Source organism: Staphylococcus sp. HMSC069D12 (genome assembly GCF_001810405.1).
In the GTDB taxonomy this organism is placed as follows: Bacteria; Bacillota; Bacilli; order Staphylococcales; family Staphylococcaceae; genus Staphylococcus; species Staphylococcus haemolyticus.
The window spans coordinates 272,175-289,593 of record NZ_KV801108.1 but is presented as its reverse complement, the minus strand read 5'-3'; the positions used below and the strand labels follow the sequence as shown (position 1 = coordinate 289,593).

Sequence of the window (17,419 nt, the reverse complement as noted above, 5' to 3'; positions counted from 1 at the left end):
TTCATCCTCCTTCCCCTGCATTTAAACGCTTTGCGTTTGATGTTCTTGTTTTAATTGAGCAGCTTCTTCATCAGTGACAAACACATAATGACCTGGTCTTATTTCTTGAAGTTTTCGCTCAGAATTTTTAGATTCATCTTCTTGATATGCTACACGTTTACGTGTTCTCTCACTATCTGGGTCAGGCTGAGGAATCGCTGATAACAATGATTTCGTATAATCATGTAATGGGTGATAATAAATTTCGTCAGCTGAACCTAATTCAACAATTTTTCCGAAGTGCATCACTGCGATACGGTCTGAAATATATTTAACCATTGATAAGTCATGCGCGATAAATAAGAAAGTAATACCTCTCTCTTTCTGTAATTTCAACATTAGGTTTACTACCTGAGCTTGTATTGATACGTCTAGAGCTGAAATAGGCTCATCCGCAATAATAAATTCCGGTTCCACTGCTAGTGCACGCGCGATACCGATACGTTGACGTTGTCCACCAGAAAATTCGTGTGGATATCTATTCGCATGTTCTTTACTTAAACCTACCGTTTCAAGTAAGTCATAAACACGACGTTTACGGTCTTTTTTACTGCTTGCTAATTTATGTATATCAATACCTTCAGCAACGATATCCATGACCTTTAATCTAGGATTAAGTGATGCATATGGATCTTGGAAAATCATTTGAATCTTTTTATTGAACTTTAATAAATCTTTACGCTTAGAAATTTTTTGAATATCCTGTCCTTCATATAAAATTTCTCCACTTGTAATATCATTTAGCTTTATAATTGCTTTACCTGTAGTCGATTTACCACATCCTGACTCTCCAACTAACCCTAATGTTTCCCCTTTATAGATATCAAAAGATATGTCCTCAATGGCTCTTACTTCATTACGTTTGCCTTCATTAAAATATTGTTTTAAATTTTTAATTTCTAATAATACTTCATTATTTTTATCCATCGAACGACACCCTTTCTACTTGACGTGGTTTGTCATAATTATTTGGCATATGACGTTGTTTCTGTTTAACCATCTCAGGCGGTTCTACTTTTGGTGCACGTTCATCTAATAACCATGACTTAACAAAATGAGTCGGCGACATTTTGAACCAAGGTGGCTCTTGTTTAAAGTCAATATCTAAAGCATACTGGCTTCTTCTCGCAAAAGCATCGCCTTTTGGCGGATGTAATAAATCAGGTGGTGTTCCTGGAATCGCAATTAGTTCTGTATCATTACTAGTAGTTAAATCAGGCATTGATGATAATAATCCCCATGTATAAGGATGCTTAGGGTCATAAAATATTTCCTCAACATTCCCTGTTTCAATCATTTGTCCACCATACATTACTGCTACTCTATCTGCAATATTAGCTACTACACCTAAATCATGGGTAATAAATATGATTGATGTATCAATCTTTTTCTGCAAATCTTTCATTAAATCTAAAATTTGAGCTTGCATTGTTACATCCAATGCTGTTGTTGGTTCATCTGCAATCAATACTTTAGGTTCACAAGCTAAAGCTGTTGCGATTACAATTCTTTGTCTTTGGCCACCAGAGAATTGATGTGGGTAAGCTTTGAAACGTTTTTCAGCATTAGGCAATCCAACTAAATTTAAAATTTCTAAAGCACGTTTTTTTGCTTCAGATTTACTATAATTACGATGTTTAATTAAAGGTTCCATTACTTGTTTCCCAATTTGCATCGTCGGATTGAGTGATGTCATTGGATCTTGGAATATCATCGAAATATCTTTTCCACGTAATTTAATTAATTCTTTCTCAGATTTATTTGCTAAATCTTCACCAAGAAAATCAATTGAACCTTTTTTAATACGGCCTGCATCTCCTTGGAATAACTTTGTAATTGCTTTAGTGGTTACTGATTTTCCAGAACCAGACTCTCCCACTATTGCTAACGTTTCCCCTTTGTTCAAATAAAAATCTACGCCTCTAACCGCTTGCACTTCCCCAGCAGTAATATCAAAGGAAACATGCAAGTCGTTGACTTCTAATACTCTTTCTGACATAACGTGTGCCTCCTTTATTATTTACGCATTTTAGGGTCAAATGCATCGCGTAAACCATCACTAAATAGATAGAAAAATAAAATTAATAAACTTAAAATTGTTGCTGGAATGAATAACTCGTGTGGATGAATTAATAACATTGCACGACCATCATTAACTAAAGATCCTAATGAGGTTTGTGGTGCAGGGACTCCTATACCAATGAAACTTAAGAATGCTTCAAAGAAAATCGCACTTGGGACAGTAAACATAGATGTTACTACTATAGCCCCTAATGTATTAGGGAGAATATGTTTGAAAATCAAGTTGACTTTTGATGCGCCTAAAGTTCTTGATGCCATTACAAATTCTTGGTTTTTTAATTTTAAGAATTCACCACGAACAACCCTACTCATTCCTAACCAACCTGTGATTGACATAGCTAGTATAATCGTCCAAATAGAAGGTTCAAAAATAAGTACGAATAAAATTACTACAATAAGGTTTGGAATTGAAGCAATGATTTCCAAAATACGTTGCATTACATCATCTACTCGCCCACCAAAAAATCCTGAAATAGCGCCATATACTACTCCGATAAAAATATCTAATAAGGCAGCCACAATACCAATAACTAGAGAAATTTGAGTGCCTTTCCATGTACGTGTCCATAAATCTCTACCTAGTTGATCTGTTCCAAACCAATAATTTTCTTTAGCTCCCACTTTTGCATAAGCATCTTTACCGTCAGAACCTGTACCATCAAATGGTAAAAAATGAACTTTGTCTAATACGGGAATTTTTGCTGGAAGATTTCGATAATCGACATTTTGTTCAGCAAAATCATGTTTACTTATTAGTGGACCAATTAAAGCTAAAATTATTATAAGTATAAGGCCAATCATCCCTATTACAGCAAGTTTATTTCGTTTTAGCTGTGCCCATGCATCTTGCCAGAAATTTTTACTTTCTCGTTGCATTTCAGGTTCTTTATTTAAATCTAAATCTCTAATAACAAAGTCAGAAGCTGCAATGCCTTCAGAGGTATGTGTCATCGCCGCGTTTGAATGATCATCCAACGGCTTTTCAAATTTATCATTTGTCATTATTTTTTACCTCCTTGCACACGAATTCTAGGATCAATAATTCCGTAAAGAATATCTACAATAAAGATTGAAACTATAAATAATGTACTAAATAATATTGTTGTAGCCATGATAACTGGGAAATCGTTTGTTGTAATCGATCTAACGAATTGGTCCCCAAGACCTGGTACTCCAAAAATATTTTCAATAGTCAATGTACCAGTTAATATACTTGCTAACATTGGTACAATAATAGTAATAATTGGAATTAATGCATTACGTAATGCATGTCCAAATAGCACTCTTATAGAAGAGTTACCTTTTGCACGTGCTAATAATATGTAATCCGAACTTAATACTTCTATCATTTCTGCTCGAATATACCTTGCTACTGTTGCTAAAACTGTCGCGGACAATGCTAGTGAAGGTAAGACTGCTGTTGAAAATCCTTCCCACCCAGCTACTGGGAACCAACGTAAACGTACCGCAAACACATATTGTAAAAGTACGGCTAATACGAATGATGGTACTGATACTGCGATTACTGAAATTATAGTTGTTGTATAATCTACCCAGGTATTTTGTTTAGTAGCTGCTGCTACGCCAAGGATTAACCCTAAAATAACCCCGATAATCATAGCTGTAATACCCATTTCCATAGAAGGAATCAATCTCGGTTTTATAAGCTCCCATACCGGTTGATTATGATATTGGAATGAATACCCAAAGTCTCCAGTTACGACATTCTTTAAATAATGAAGATATTGAATGGCAACCGGATCATTTAAACCATACTTTTCATTAAGGATTGCCTTTTGCTCAGCACTTAGTTTCGCATCGTTAAATGGTGAACCGGGCATTAATTTCATTAAGAAAAATGTAATTGTAATAATAATGAAAAGCGATAAAAACATGTATCCCAAACGTTTAAAAATATATCGCGTCATTAAATAACCCCCTTATTGAATTTTCAAAATTAACATTCCCTTCAAAATTTTCAGAAATATTTAGTAACATTATATATTTAATTTTCATATAATTGCAATATAATTTTAAAAATATTAAAAATTGAGTTTTAAAATAATAGTTCTTTTTACTGTCATTTGTATTTTAATTACAGGTTTTAGATTTAAGATATTATTATTTATACTAATAAGATAAAATGGTATTAAGTTTCATCTGGGAGGTCTCGTAATGAAAAATAAAAAAAGTTGGGTTGTGTGGTCAATGATTACGCCTCTACTCTCTTTAATAATATGGTTAATCATTAGTAACCAAACATTCATTTCATACATTAATATTTTGTTTTATACATCTTTATCCATATTTATATGCATTTTTTTCATTTTATTAGTTCAAGAGGGCATTTTTGATGCAACGAGCTATGGTTTTAGAAGAATAAGATATCAACTATCGTCTCGTTCAAAAAAGAGAACAATGGCAGATGATGAATTTTTAAATCCTCAACAAGTTAAAAAGGAGCATTATTTTATATCTACATGGATTGCTCCAGCTTTAATATGTAATATTGCATACTTTGTGATGACAATAATAATTTCATTTCTACTTTAAATCATTCTACATACAAAAAATAGACCAAGGACATTATCAATTAGTGTCCTTGATCTAATATCATTTTTTCAAAATTAATCTTCAAATTTCTTAAATACTAATACTGCATTATGACCACCAAAGCCTAGACTGTTACTCATTGCATAAGTAATTTCTAAATCTTGCGCTTCATTTGGAACAATGTCTAGATCACATTCAGGATCTGGTGTATTCGCATGAATAGTTGGTGCGACTTTAGAGTCACGAATAGATAATGCTGAGAAGATAGCCTCTAAACCACCAGTAGCACCTAATAAATGACCAGTCATTGATTTAGTAGAGCTAACTTTTAGTTGATTAGCAGCATCTCCAAACGTATTCTTGATTGCTCTAATTTCATACATATCACCTACAGGTGTACTCGTGCCATGTGCATTAAGATATTGAACATCTTTTGCTTCAATACCTGCATCATCAAGTGCTGCTTGCATTGCACGTGAACCACCTTCACCTTCAGGAGCGGGAGCTGTAATATGATATGCATCACCAGTTGAACCATAACCAACTATTTCAGCATAGATTTGAGCACCACGCGCTTGTGCCGATTCTAATGATTCAATCACTAAAATACCAGCACCTTCACCCATAACGAAGCCATCTCGACCTTCTTGGAATGGACGACAAGCTGTTTCTTTATCATCATTTGTAGATAAGGCACGACTAGCACTGAATCCTGCAAGTGCCATGTGTGTAATTGGTGCTTCTGTACCACCTGTTATCATCGCATCTGCATCGCCACGTTGTATAATTTTAAATGCTTCACCAATTGAGTTTGTACCAGTAGCACATGCTGTAACTGTAGAACCATTTGGCCCTTTTGCACCTAAATCAATTGATACTTGGCCAGTTGCCATATCAGGAATTAACATAGGTACGAAGAATGGACTTACTCTTCTTGGTCCCTTATTTTGAAGTGTTGTATGTGCTGTTTCAAACGTTTCCATACCACCAATTCCTGAACCAATCCATACACCTATGCGATTAGCAGTTTCATCATTGATTTCCAATTTAGCATCTTCAACTGCTTGACGTGCTGCCACTACCGCATATTGTGTGAAACGATCCATACGTCGAGCTTCTTTCTTTTCAATATGGTCTTCAATATTAAAATCTTTAAGTTCACCTGCTAAATGAACATTATAATCTTCTGTATCTATTCTAGTAATAGTATCGATTCCATTAACACCTTTCAAGGCATTTTCCCAACTTGTCTGGGCATCATTGCCAATAGGTGATAATGCACCCATACCAGTAATTACAACTCGTTTATTCTCAGTCATACATTATTTCCTCCTATTTACCCCATTTGATAACCATAGCGCCCCATGTTAGGCCACCACCAAAACCTACTAATACTAGTGTGTCATCATCTTTAATTCTTCCATTTTCTAATTCTTGTGAAATACTTAAAGGTATTGAGGCAGCAGATGTGTTACCAAAGCGATTAACAGATACACTCATCTTTTCTCTCTCTATACCTAGTCTTTCTCGAGCTGATTCCATAATTCTAATGTTTGCTTGGTGAGGTATAAACATATCAATATCATCTGATTGTAGACCAGCTTTATCAACCACTCGTGTTGATGCTTCACCCATAATTCTTACCGCAAACTTGAAGACTTCTCGTCCGTTCATTACTAGTTTACCAGTATCTTTGTTTAAGTATAAGTATTTTCCACCGTTACCATCAGATCCCATTTCATAACTAATGATACCTCGTCCTTCTGAAACTTCTCCAATAACTACTGCACCAGCACCATCACCAAAAAGGACTGCTGTTGAACGATCTGTTAAATCAGTAATCTTAGATAATTTATCTGCACCTACTACTAGGATATTTTTATAATCACCTGATTGAACATATTGTTTTGCTGTAATCATAGAATACATAAATCCAGAACATGCAGCTAATTGATCCATTGTTGGTACTTTACGTGTACCCAATTTTTCTTGCAACATATTGGCAACCGATGGGAATGGCATATCTCCAGTAGCAGTTGCAACAATAATCATATCTATATCAGCAGGTGTGATTCCTGCATCTTCAATCGCTTTTTTACTTGCCTCGAATGCTAAGTCAGATGTATCTTGATCTTCACTTGCCCAGCGTCTCTCTTTAATTCCAGTCATTTTAGAAATCCATTCATCTGAAGTTTCTAAAAAACTTTCGAAATAAGCGTTATCAACGACTTTCTCTGGCGCATATGCACCAAATCCTTTTATACCTACGTTCATGAACGTACACCTTCTTACTTCATTTTTTAATACCAGGTATTAATTTAACACATTTTTTTACCACTACTCAAGTAGTTACCCTTTCACAAACACAGATTTCATTAAATAGATTTGATTACAAATTTTTATCAGTTAACTGCTATCTCTATACAAATAGATTACTTTACTTTAGAATGAATGTATATAAATAATGGAGGTCATCGGTATGAAATACCTCGTAACTTTTATTTGGGCAGTCATCTTATTACAAATGGTTAACTTTGTATTAAATAGTTTAAATGGCGGTGGAACATTAAACTTTATCACGCCAATAGTTCTAGCAGTTATCTTTACAATTGTAATTGCTATTCTAACTGCCATGATTAAACCAGATGATTTTACCCGTTCAGGTAACAGATAGTCTTATTACTACATAATAATACAATACGTTAAAAACACTTGGAATTTGAATTCATTAATCAAATTTCAAGTGTTTTTCTTTATTAAACTAGATATAGATGAACCCTTACTATTACAGCGATACATTACAAGCTTCATGACTTTGAAAAAATTTTTGAAGTGAGGAATTACTTATTCTTACTAATCTTTAGTTTAAGTTATAACTAAGGCAAGTGAATGCAACAATACACTGAACTGCACTTAAAAACATAAAAACCTAGAGAGTGCTCATCACACTCCCTAGGTTTACCTAAACATTCATTATTCATTTTCAGGCTTTTGTACATCAAATGTTAAATCATGATCATCATTTATATCAACTTTTACCACAGTACCTTCAGGCATGCTTTCTTTAATCATCATACGTGCTAATGGTGTTTCAATTTGACGTTGAACAAAACGTTTCAATGGTCTTGCACCAAATTGTGGTTCGTATGCTTCTTCTCCTAACCATTTTTTCGCGTCATCAGACACATCAATTGAAATACGTTGATCCAATAAGCGTATATTTAATTGAGTTAAGATTTTATCAACAATCATACTCATATCATTAATAGATAATGGTTTAAATAATACTATATCATCCATACGGTTTAAGATTTCTGGTTTAAAGAATGAATGTAAGCTATCCATTACAGCTTTTTCAGTGTCTTCAGTAATATCACCAGTATCTTTAACATTCTCAAGTAATACTTGTGAACCGATGTTACTTGTCATAATAATGATAGTGTTTTTAAAGTCAACACTGCGTCCTTTAGAATCAGTTAAACGACCTTCATCTAATATTTGAAGTAAAACGTTGAATACATCACTATGTGCTTTTTCAACTTCATCTAATAAAATGACTGAATATGGATTACGTCTAACCGCTTCTGTCAATTGTCCACCTTCATCATGACCTACATAACCTGGAGGGGCACCAATCAGTCTAGAAACTGAATGTTTCTCCATATACTCACTCATGTCGATTCGAATCATGTGTTTCTCAGAATCAAACAATGATGCAGCTAATGATTTTGCTAATTCAGTTTTACCTACACCAGTTGGTCCTAAGAATAAGAAACTACCAATCGGTCTATTAGGATCTTTAATACCTGCACGTGCTCTTACAACAGCATCAGATACTAAGTCTACTGCTTTATCTTGACCCACAACACGTTCGTGTAAGATATCACTTAGGTTCAATAATTTTTCTCTTTCAGTTTCAACTAATTTTGATACTGGAATACCAGTCCATTGACTTACGATGTCTCCAATTTCTTCATCAGAAACAACTTCACGAATCATACGTTCGCTGTCACCTTGTTCATCTTGATAAGCTTCTTCAAATTCTTTTAATTCTTTTTCTAATTGAGGTATTGTACCATATTGTAATTCTGCTGCCTTTTCTAGATTGCCCTCAGTTTGTGCATCTTCTAGAGCTTGTCGACTGCGATCTAATTCAGCACGTTTTTCTTGTACTTTAGCAATTTTTTCTTTCTCTTGTTCAACACGAGATTGTAAGGAAACTTGTTTTTCTTTTTCATTTGAAAGTTCTTCTTGTAATTCTTCTAAACGATGTTTACTTGCGTTGTCAGATTCATTTTTCAAAGCACTTTCTTCAATTTCTAATTGCATAACACGACGATTAACTTGGTCTAATTCAGTTGGATTTGAACCCATTTCTGTTCGAATTGTTGCACATGCTTGGTCAACTAAATCGATTGCTTTGTCAGGTAAGAATCTATCAGTAATATATCGATCTGATAATTCAGCTGCTGCAACTAAAGCACGGTCTTGAATACGTACACCATGATAAACTTCATAGCGTTCTTTTAATCCACGTAAAATTGAAATTGTATCTTCTACATCTGGTTCACTTACGCTCACTTTTTGGAAACGACGTTCTAATGCAGAATCTTTCTCAATATATTCTCTATATTCATTTAAAGTAGTTGCACCAATACAATGCAATTCGCCACGTGCTAACATCGGTTTCAACATGTTACCAGCATCCATTGCACCATCTGTTTTACCTGCACCAACTAGCATATGAATTTCATCAATGAATAAAATAATACGTCCATCTGACTCTTTTACTTCTTTAAGTACTGCTTTAAGTCGCTCTTCAAATTCACCTCTAAATTTAGCACCAGCAACCAATGCGCTTAAATCTAATTCAAAAATTGTTTTATCGAGTAATGATTCAGGCACATCTTTTCGTACAATTCGTTGCGCTAAACCTTCAACAATTGCAGTTTTACCTACACCAGGTTCCCCGATTAATACTGGATTGTTTTTAGTTTTACGACTTAAGATTCGAATTGTGTTACGAATTTCTTCATCCCTGCCAATAACAGGGTCCATTTTACCTTGACGTACTTCTTCTACTAAGTCACGACCATATTTTTCTAAAGCTTCATAATTTACTTCTGGATTTTGTGAAGTCACATGATTTCCCCCTCTTACTTTAGTTATTACTTCTTTTACAACTTCTTCTTTATTTCCAACAAATTGTTTAGTAGTATCATCAATATCCATCGCAGCACGAAGGACGTGTTCCATTGAAATATATTCATCTTCATATTCTTTCATATATGATTCAGCTTTATTTAATAATTCATTTGCTTTAGATCCTATATATTGTCCATATTGAATATTATCTCCTTGTACAGAAGGATAACTTTTCAATTTATTTGTATACGCTTGATTTAATTCATCTGTATCTATATTTGCTCGTTCTAATATGCTTTTAAATAAACTATCAGTTTCTTCTAAAGTTCCCTTTAATATAGCTTCAATTTCAATATTTTGTAATTCATTTTCTTTGCTCAATTCAACCGCTTTTTGTAATGCACCTTGAATTGCATATGTCATTTGATTAATATCCAAATTTATTCACCCCTATATATTTGATAAGAGCAAGGTCAATTAGTTCATTTTGACTTTGACTTTCTTTGACCTTAATTACATTATAGACTCTCTTATATAATTACGCAACACTTACACTCAACTTTTAAAAATTTCTCAAACTGCCTATTCAAGCTAGTTTGACGCGATTAGTGAGTCTCCTTCATTACTTGTTTTATCACGCTTTTTTCTGTTATAAACATCAAATATTCGTTAAAACTGCAAATAAAATAAACCAGTTCAATGATTTAAAATCACTAAACTGGTTTAGAATGAATTATTTGTTTTTTGGATTTTTCTTTATAGCTTTGATTATTTCATCGGATAAAGCTTTTACACCACTATTTTCAAGATGCACACCATCTGGTGCAAAATATTCAGAATGTTCTGCAGAACGTTGGTGCCAATCCACTAAAGTTACATTCTTATGCTTCTTAGCAGCATTAGCTAGTTGTTTATTAACATTATCTTGCCAATCTCGAGGAACACGTGTATTAACAAGGTAAATTTGTGCTTTACCAAACTTATTAATTAATTGATTTAATTCTTCCTCTGTAAAATCACCATTTGTACCTAGTTCTAAAACGACTTTATCTGATGGTTTATTATAATTTGAATAATTGCCTGCTATTGACAACGCTTCTTGTAAGTGACGACCAACTTTACCATCAATGGTTGCTTTAGGTACTTGAGATTTAAATTCTTCCCCAATATCTACCATCACTGAGTCTCCAATAAGTAATGGACTAATATTAGTATAAACTTGTTTTTTACTTTTACTATTACTACTTGAGCCATCGATTTTTATATTTTCACCAGGCATCATTCTTACTAAATATTTATCTTGATCACTCGTGTTGAATGAATTTGCTTTGTTTTCAATTTCATCTTTTCCAAAACGATCGAAGACACCTAAGAATAACAGTACTATCGGTATCACAGCAATAATCGACACTATTGTTCTAATAAATTTAGGTCGTTTTAAATAATTGAATGAAAATGCCTTTAAACCTTCACGTCTAAATGGTGTTTCAATATAACGATATGATAACTCAGCAAATAAAACTGTAAATATGATATCAACAAAGTATACATAAATAGGAAGTTGCCCATCAACAAAATGAATGTGTATAAAACTTATGACAGGAAAATGCCATAAATATAAACTATAAGAGCGTTTACCTATATAAACAAATATACGATGACCTAAGACCTTTGCTAGGATACTAGAAGGATGTACAACACTAGCAATAATAAATAATGTCATACCTGAGATGAGATAAAATCCACCATTATAAATCCATTCACTAGTATCTTTCACTGTAAAGAATAAGTAGATAAGTATTATTAGACCTAAGATACCTATACCATCAATAGAACGTTGCAATACTTTTGGTGGATTGGCTTTTAATTTAAACGGTGGCCATACAAATGCTAATATCACACCCAATAATAACGTTTGCAAGCGAGTATCTGTCCCAAAATAAACTCTTGAATACCCAACATTGGGTTGTGAAATAATGACCATCGCTAATAAAGACACTAGAGAAATAATCCATAATATCAAAGTAACATTGCGATATTTTTTAATCGTTAAGAGTAAAATGACCAACACAAATGGGAAGAACAAATAGAACTGTTCTTCTATTGCAAGTGACCACAAGTGTTTTAATGGCATAAATGAAAATTGTTCGAAGTAGTTAACATCTTTGGCAATATACCACCAATTCGACACATAGAATAATGCAGCGATATTATCATGTTTAACTCGAACGATTTGTTGTGGTTCAAATATTAATGTAGCAATCCCAACGACGATTAATAGCGCAACAACTGCTGGAAGTAACCTTTTAACTCGTCGAATCCAGAATTGTTTAAGGCTAATAATACCTCGCTCCTCGTATTCCTTTAAAAGTAAACTTGTGATTAAATATCCAGAAATAACGAAGAAGGTATCTACACCTATGAAACCACCTGTAAGCCATTTCCTATTTAAATGGTAAATGATAATACCTAAGACAGCAATTGCTCTTAGTCCATCTAAACCAGGCATGTAACGCATTTTAGTCTTACGTTGTTTCCCTTTTTCAAAATCTTGTTTCATTGTTCACATTCTTTCCCTATTAAATAATAAATTTTAATAAATTCATTAATTACTAAAGCACTGAAAATCAGGATAAAACGAAAGCCGATGATCAACAACATGAAAAAATATGATTTAAGTTAATATTCTTTTATATTTTAATGTATATGATTGAATCGAGTTTTATACTTAGATGTCTGAGCTTGAACTATAATAATATTTTATAAAATTTGACGCATTTATTATTAATTTTCATAAATGCAAGTACAATTTAAATTATTTTATATTGTAATTCTTATGTATTGTAGTATAACGCTTAAACAAATTCAATTTATATTACAATTATGTCATTTATCAACTTAACTTTGTCACTAAAAGCATTGAAAATGAACATTTAAATTGCTTCTATTATAAATAAAAAAACAATAGTACATCCTAATCGTGTACTATTGTTCAAAAGCGATTAATTAGCCAACGCCTAATGCAATTTTAGCGTATCTTGACATCATATCTTTGTTCCAAGGTGGATTCCAAACAATATTAACTTCTGTGTCTTGTATTTCTGGAATCTCGGCTAATACTGTTTTAATTTGTTCGATAATTTGTGGCCCAAGTGGGCAACCCATTGATGTTAAAGTCATTTCAACTGTACATAAACCATCATCATCAACATTCACTTTATATACTAAACCTAAATTAACGATATCAATACCTAATTCAGGGTCAATAACCATTTCAAGTGCACCTAGGATACTGTCTTTTAATGCCTCTTCCATTAGTATCACCTCTCATTATTTATCTTTACACTAATATATCAAATATCCGACAAAACGCCAATAAAATGCTATGATACAACTAAGCGAATAAAGACGTTATAATAACATTATAAAGTTGATTTATGTATCAATTTTAAAAACATTTAATCTGAAATGTTAATGTATTTTATTCTATAGATATGTAGCTTAAGGAGAAATATATGAAACCTTATTTAATTTGTTTAGACTTAGATGGGACATTATTAAATGATAATAAAGAAATTAGCGACTATACTAAGCAAGTACTTACAACATTAAAAAAGCAAGGTCATCGCATTATGATTGCGACTGGAAGACCATACCGTGCAAGCCAAATTTATTATCATGAATTAAACATGGACACACCTATTGTAAACTTCAATGGAGCTTATGTTCATCATCCTAAATCAGATGATTTTAAAACGACACACGAGGTACTAGATGTGGACCTCGCTAGAAACATGATCGAAACACTTCAAAAAGCAAAAGTTACAAATATTATTGCTGAGGTTCGCGATCACGTGTTTATTAATAATCATGACCCTAGATTATTTGAGGGTTTTTCAATGGGTAATCCTAAAATTGAAACAGGTAATTTATTAGAAGAATTAGATGAAGCACCAACGTCGTTATTAGTAGAAGCAGAAGAGATTTACATACCTCGAATCAAGCAAATGTTGACGCGTTTCTATGCAGAGAATATTGAGCACAGACGTTGGGGAGCGCCTTTCCCAGTAATCGAAATCGTTAAACGCGGGATTAGTAAAGCGCGTGGGATTGAACAAGTCAAAGACTATTTAGGAATTGAACCTTCACATATTATAGCCTTCGGAGACGAGGATAATGATATTGAAATGATTAAATATGCTAAATATGGTATCGCAATGGACAATGGTCTAGATGAATTAAAACATATTGCAAACCATATTACTTATTCAAATAATGATGATGGTATCGGCCGTTATTTAAATAATTTCTTTAAATTAAATATACCTTATAAAGGTTAAACAACAATTCTTAAAGTGAGACAAATGTATACTTTTATAATGTCTCACTTTTTTAATATATTTTTTCTGGAGGAATGTATGATGCGTAAAATAATTGTAGTCGGTGCTGTCGCCGGTGGTGCAACCTGTGCTAGCCAAATACGACGTTTAGATAAAGACAGTGAAATTACTATTTTTGAAAAAGACCGCGACATGAGTTTCGCAAATTGTGGATTACCCTACTTTATAGGTAACATTTTTAATGAACGTAAAGATGTTTTACCAATTACGCCAGACGTGTTTAAAGAAAAGAAAGATATTACAGTTAAAACGTATCATGAAGTAATTGCTATTAATGACAAAGATCAAACAGTGACGGTAGTAAATCGTCAAACGAATGAAAAATTTGAAGCGAGTTATGACGAATTAATATTGAGTCCTGGTGCAGGTGCTAATTCTTTAGGCTTTGATAGTGATTACATATTCACTTTACGCAATATGGAGGATACTGATGCCATCGATCGATTTATAGATCAACATCAGGCTAAGAAAGCATTAGTAGTAGGAGCAGGTTATATTTCATTAGAAGTCTTGGAGAATTTATATGCTAGAGGATTAGATGTTACTCTAATTCACCGCTCTGATAAAATTAACAAGTTGATGGACCAAGATATGAATCAAGTTATCTTTGACGAGCTAGATTCGCGACACATATCTTATCGATTAAATGAGGAAATTGTAAGTGTTAATGATCATATGGTTACTTTTAAATCAGGCATTCAAGAAGACTACGATATAATTATTGAAGGCGTTGGTACACATCCAAATTCGAAATTTATCGACTCATCTAACGTAGAATTAGATGATAAAGGCTTCGTTAAAGTTAACGATAAGTTTGAAACAAACATCCCAAATATTTATGCTTTGGGTGATGTGATTACCTCTTCGTACCGTCATGTAAATCTACCCGCACAAGTTCCATTAGCTTGGGGAGCACATCGTGGCGCAAGCGTCATTGCAGAACAACTAGCTGGTAATAAAAATATCATTTTCAAAGGGTTTTTAGGTACCAATATCGTTAAATTTTTCGATTATACATTAGCAAGCGTCGGCATCAAAGTCGAAGAATTAACGCATTTTGATTATCAAATGGTTGAATTAAATTCTGGCACTCATGCAGGTTATTACCCTGGAAATACTAATGTCCACTTACGCGTTTACTTTGACACAAATAATCGTCGTCTTTTACGTGCTGCCGCAGTAGGTAAAACAGGTGTTGATAAGCGTATTGACGTATTATCAATGGCAATGATGAGCGAATTAACCATTGATGAATTAACTGAATTTGAAGTGGCATACGCACCACCTTACAGTCATCCAAAAGATTTAGTTAATATGATTGGTTACAAAGCTAGAGATGTATAAAAAATAGCCCTTAAATGATTACTGCAAATTCAATCATTTAAGGGCTATCCCTATATCATTAATAATTTAAATTTTAACTAATTCCAAAAAGGCTACTAATTGGACCCCATGGTAGGATAATACCTAATGCCATAGTAATAATTATTAAAATAATTGTTGCCCAGAATAAACCATGACTCGCTTCGTGTTTCTTGCGTTTCGCAATAGATACTTCCATTAGTGCAACTACCGCTATACCACAAAGCATCTTCAATGTTAACAACATATGGTTGCCCCCACCACCATGGCTAGCAGCCATGAATTCTTGAATTAACAACCAGAACCCTGAGAATAAAGTGAGTAACATAAAGACTCTTAATGCCATTTGTAAAGGTTTAAACATAGGTGTAGGACCTTGTGATTTTGAAATATGTAAAAATGCAATTACATATAAAATAATTGTCAACGCCCAACTTGCAATATGCATATGTAACAAGACCGAATTCCCCCAATACTATTTATTACCTTTTTACTTACCTATCATATCACATAAACACTTGAACGTATTGTTAAACGCTATAAGAGATGGATGTAAAACTAAAATAATGGTTTTGTAAAACTTCCATGTGAAATTCTCTCTGCTGGGGTCCCTGAATTAAAACGCTTATAACAAGTGCGTTTTTATTTCTGACAACTTCTGGCAATATATAATTAGAGCCCGGGACATTGATTTATGTCCCAGGCTCACCTGCATTAACTGATTACAATTAAGAAATACTTATAATATAAGATGTCTCAATTCAATCATTTATTATGAACTAATTATGATAGACAATCCTTATAACATTTTTGAACTATTAATTATTATTTAGCAATATAAGTAGTTAATGTACCAATATTATCAATAGTAACTTTGACTTCATCACCTGGTTGTAAGAATTGAGGCGGTTGTAAACCTGCACCTACACCAGCTGGTGTGCCAGTAGCAATGATATCTCCTGGATGTAATGCTACATATTTAGAAATTTCTTCAATTAAATCATCAATTTTATTAATCATTTGACTTGTATTACCATCTTGACGAATATCATTATTAACTTTAGTTACGATATTAACATTTTCAGGTGTTGGTAACTCATCCTTAGTTACAATATAAGGTCCCATTGGGCAACCACCTGTCAAACTTTTAGATAGAAATGCCTGATCTTGTTCATTTTGCGCCTTACGATCAGTAATATCATTAATAATTGTATATCCGTAGATGTAGTCTAATGCTAATGCTTTCGGAATTTTTTCTCCAGATTTACCGATTACGATACCTAATTCACCTTCGTAATCTAATTGATCAGTGATATCTTTATGATTTGGAATTGTTGATTCATCACCAGTTAATGATGATGCTGCTTTAGTAAATACGTATAATCGTTGTACCTCATGATTTAATTCACTTGCGTGATCTTGGTAATTACGACCAAATGCAATAACATTATTTGGTGGTGTAACTGGTGGTAAGAATTCAATGTCATTAAAAGCGATTTTGAATTCATCTGCTTTACCACTATCTTCAGCCGCTACAACTGCTTTACGTACTTGTTCTTGGAAATCTAATGTTTGGTTTTGTTGTAATCCCTCTAATAATGTTTGAGGGTGGAAGTCACCTTCTCCAAATTCCTCAAATACCTTTTTAAGATCCCAAACTGCGTCTTCACGCTTAACTTTTACGCCGTAAGATTCAGCGTCTTTATAATTGAATGATAGAAATTTCATTCAGTATCAACTCCTCATCTATATCTTAATACATATTATAACTTTAATCTTTGCTAAACCACAAATATATATGTCTGAAATTTTAGAAATTTAATACACACTTCATTCAT

General features: G+C 33.2%; 15 protein-coding genes. 4 read left to right on the top strand and 11 right to left on the bottom strand.

Features of this window, described 5'->3' with window-relative positions; all coding sequences use genetic code 11:
• Positions 1 to 21 precede the first annotated feature (21 nt).
• The 4 genes from HMPREF2737_RS07180 to opp3b are packed head-to-tail and all read right to left on the bottom strand — an operon-like array spanning position 22 to position 4,049.
• A complete protein-coding gene (locus HMPREF2737_RS07180; protein WP_037549073.1) occupies positions 22 to 966 on the bottom strand; it encodes an ABC transporter ATP-binding protein in 945 nt (314 codons plus the stop codon).
• Entirely contained in the window at positions 959 to 2,038 is a 1,080-nt protein-coding gene (locus HMPREF2737_RS07175; protein ID WP_037549071.1) for an ABC transporter ATP-binding protein, read from the bottom strand. Before HMPREF2737_RS07175 ends, HMPREF2737_RS07180 begins: the two co-directional genes overlap by 8 nt.
• Before the next feature lie 17 nt (positions 2,039 to 2,055).
• On the bottom strand, positions 2,056 to 3,123 hold the full coding sequence (gene opp3C / locus HMPREF2737_RS07170) for an oligopeptide ABC transporter permease (RefSeq protein WP_037549068.1): 1,068 nt from the start codon (positions 3,121 to 3,123) through the stop codon (positions 2,056 to 2,058).
• Positions 3,123 to 4,049 carry an oligopeptide ABC transporter permease gene (opp3b, locus tag HMPREF2737_RS07165; protein ID WP_037549066.1) on the bottom strand — a complete coding sequence of 309 codons (927 nt, stop codon included), beginning with the start codon at positions 4,047 to 4,049 and terminating at the stop codon, positions 3,123 to 3,125. Before opp3b ends, opp3C begins: the two co-directional genes overlap by 1 nt.
• Positions 4,050 to 4,296: 247 nt before the next feature.
• Between opp3b and HMPREF2737_RS07160 the strand changes: the two genes are divergently transcribed.
• The gene (locus HMPREF2737_RS07160; RefSeq protein ID WP_037549063.1) at positions 4,297 to 4,674 is read left to right on the top strand and encodes a DUF3899 domain-containing protein; all 378 of its coding nucleotides are present in this window, start codon (positions 4,297 to 4,299) and stop codon (positions 4,672 to 4,674) included.
• Positions 4,675 to 4,748: 74 nt separating this feature from the next.
• Here the strand turns inward: HMPREF2737_RS07160 and fabF are convergent, their stop codons facing one another.
• Positions 4,749 to 5,993, bottom strand: coding sequence for a beta-ketoacyl-ACP synthase II (gene fabF / locus HMPREF2737_RS07155; protein ID WP_011276239.1), 1,245 nt, complete (start codon positions 5,991 to 5,993; stop codon positions 4,749 to 4,751).
• 13 nt (positions 5,994 to 6,006) lie between these two features.
• Entirely contained in the window at positions 6,007 to 6,948 is a 942-nt protein-coding gene (locus tag HMPREF2737_RS07150; RefSeq protein WP_037538680.1) for a beta-ketoacyl-ACP synthase III, read from the bottom strand.
• Positions 6,949 to 7,153: 205 nt separating this feature from the next.
• Between HMPREF2737_RS07150 and HMPREF2737_RS07145 the strand changes: the two genes are divergently transcribed.
• Positions 7,154 to 7,348 (top strand): YjzD family protein, encoded by a 195-nt coding sequence (locus HMPREF2737_RS07145; protein ID WP_037549058.1) that lies wholly within the window; start codon positions 7,154 to 7,156, stop codon positions 7,346 to 7,348.
• Between the two features lie 299 nt (positions 7,349 to 7,647).
• Here the strand turns inward: HMPREF2737_RS07145 and clpB are convergent, their stop codons facing one another.
• The 3 genes from clpB to HMPREF2737_RS07130 all read right to left on the bottom strand — a co-directional run bounded on the left by clpB (position 7,648) and on the right by HMPREF2737_RS07130 (position 13,134).
• The gene (gene clpB / locus HMPREF2737_RS07140; protein ID WP_037549052.1) at positions 7,648 to 10,257 is read right to left on the bottom strand and encodes an ATP-dependent chaperone ClpB; all 2,610 of its coding nucleotides are present in this window, start codon (positions 10,255 to 10,257) and stop codon (positions 7,648 to 7,650) included.
• Between the two features lie 295 nt (positions 10,258 to 10,552).
• Entirely contained in the window at positions 10,553 to 12,379 is a 1,827-nt protein-coding gene (locus tag HMPREF2737_RS07135) for an acyltransferase family protein (protein WP_037549048.1), read from the bottom strand.
• Between the two features lie 446 nt (positions 12,380 to 12,825).
• Positions 12,826 to 13,134: a metal-sulfur cluster assembly factor gene (locus HMPREF2737_RS07130; RefSeq protein WP_011276244.1), complete on the bottom strand. Its 309-nt coding sequence runs from the start codon at positions 13,132 to 13,134 to the stop codon at positions 12,826 to 12,828.
• Between the two features lie 200 nt (positions 13,135 to 13,334).
• Between HMPREF2737_RS07130 and HMPREF2737_RS07125 the strand changes: the two genes are divergently transcribed.
• Together HMPREF2737_RS07125 and HMPREF2737_RS07120 are read left to right on the top strand one after the other, a co-directional pair.
• A complete protein-coding gene (locus HMPREF2737_RS07125; protein ID WP_037549044.1) occupies positions 13,335 to 14,159 on the top strand; it encodes a Cof-type HAD-IIB family hydrolase in 825 nt (274 codons plus the stop codon).
• 81 nt (positions 14,160 to 14,240) lie between these two features.
• A complete protein-coding gene (locus HMPREF2737_RS07120; protein WP_037549039.1) occupies positions 14,241 to 15,563 on the top strand; it encodes a CoA-disulfide reductase in 1,323 nt (440 codons plus the stop codon).
• A 73-nt stretch (positions 15,564 to 15,636) separates the two neighbouring features.
• On the opposite strand, the gene HMPREF2737_RS07115 is transcribed toward HMPREF2737_RS07120, so the two are convergent.
• Positions 15,637 to 16,038 carry a YisL family protein gene (locus HMPREF2737_RS07115; protein WP_037538693.1) on the bottom strand — a complete coding sequence of 134 codons (402 nt, stop codon included), beginning with the start codon at positions 16,036 to 16,038 and terminating at the stop codon, positions 15,637 to 15,639.
• A 368-nt stretch (positions 16,039 to 16,406) separates the two neighbouring features.
• Entirely contained in the window at positions 16,407 to 17,309 is a 903-nt protein-coding gene (locus tag HMPREF2737_RS07110; RefSeq protein ID WP_037549037.1) for a fumarylacetoacetate hydrolase family protein, read from the bottom strand.
• Positions 17,310 to 17,419 lie beyond the last annotated feature (110 nt).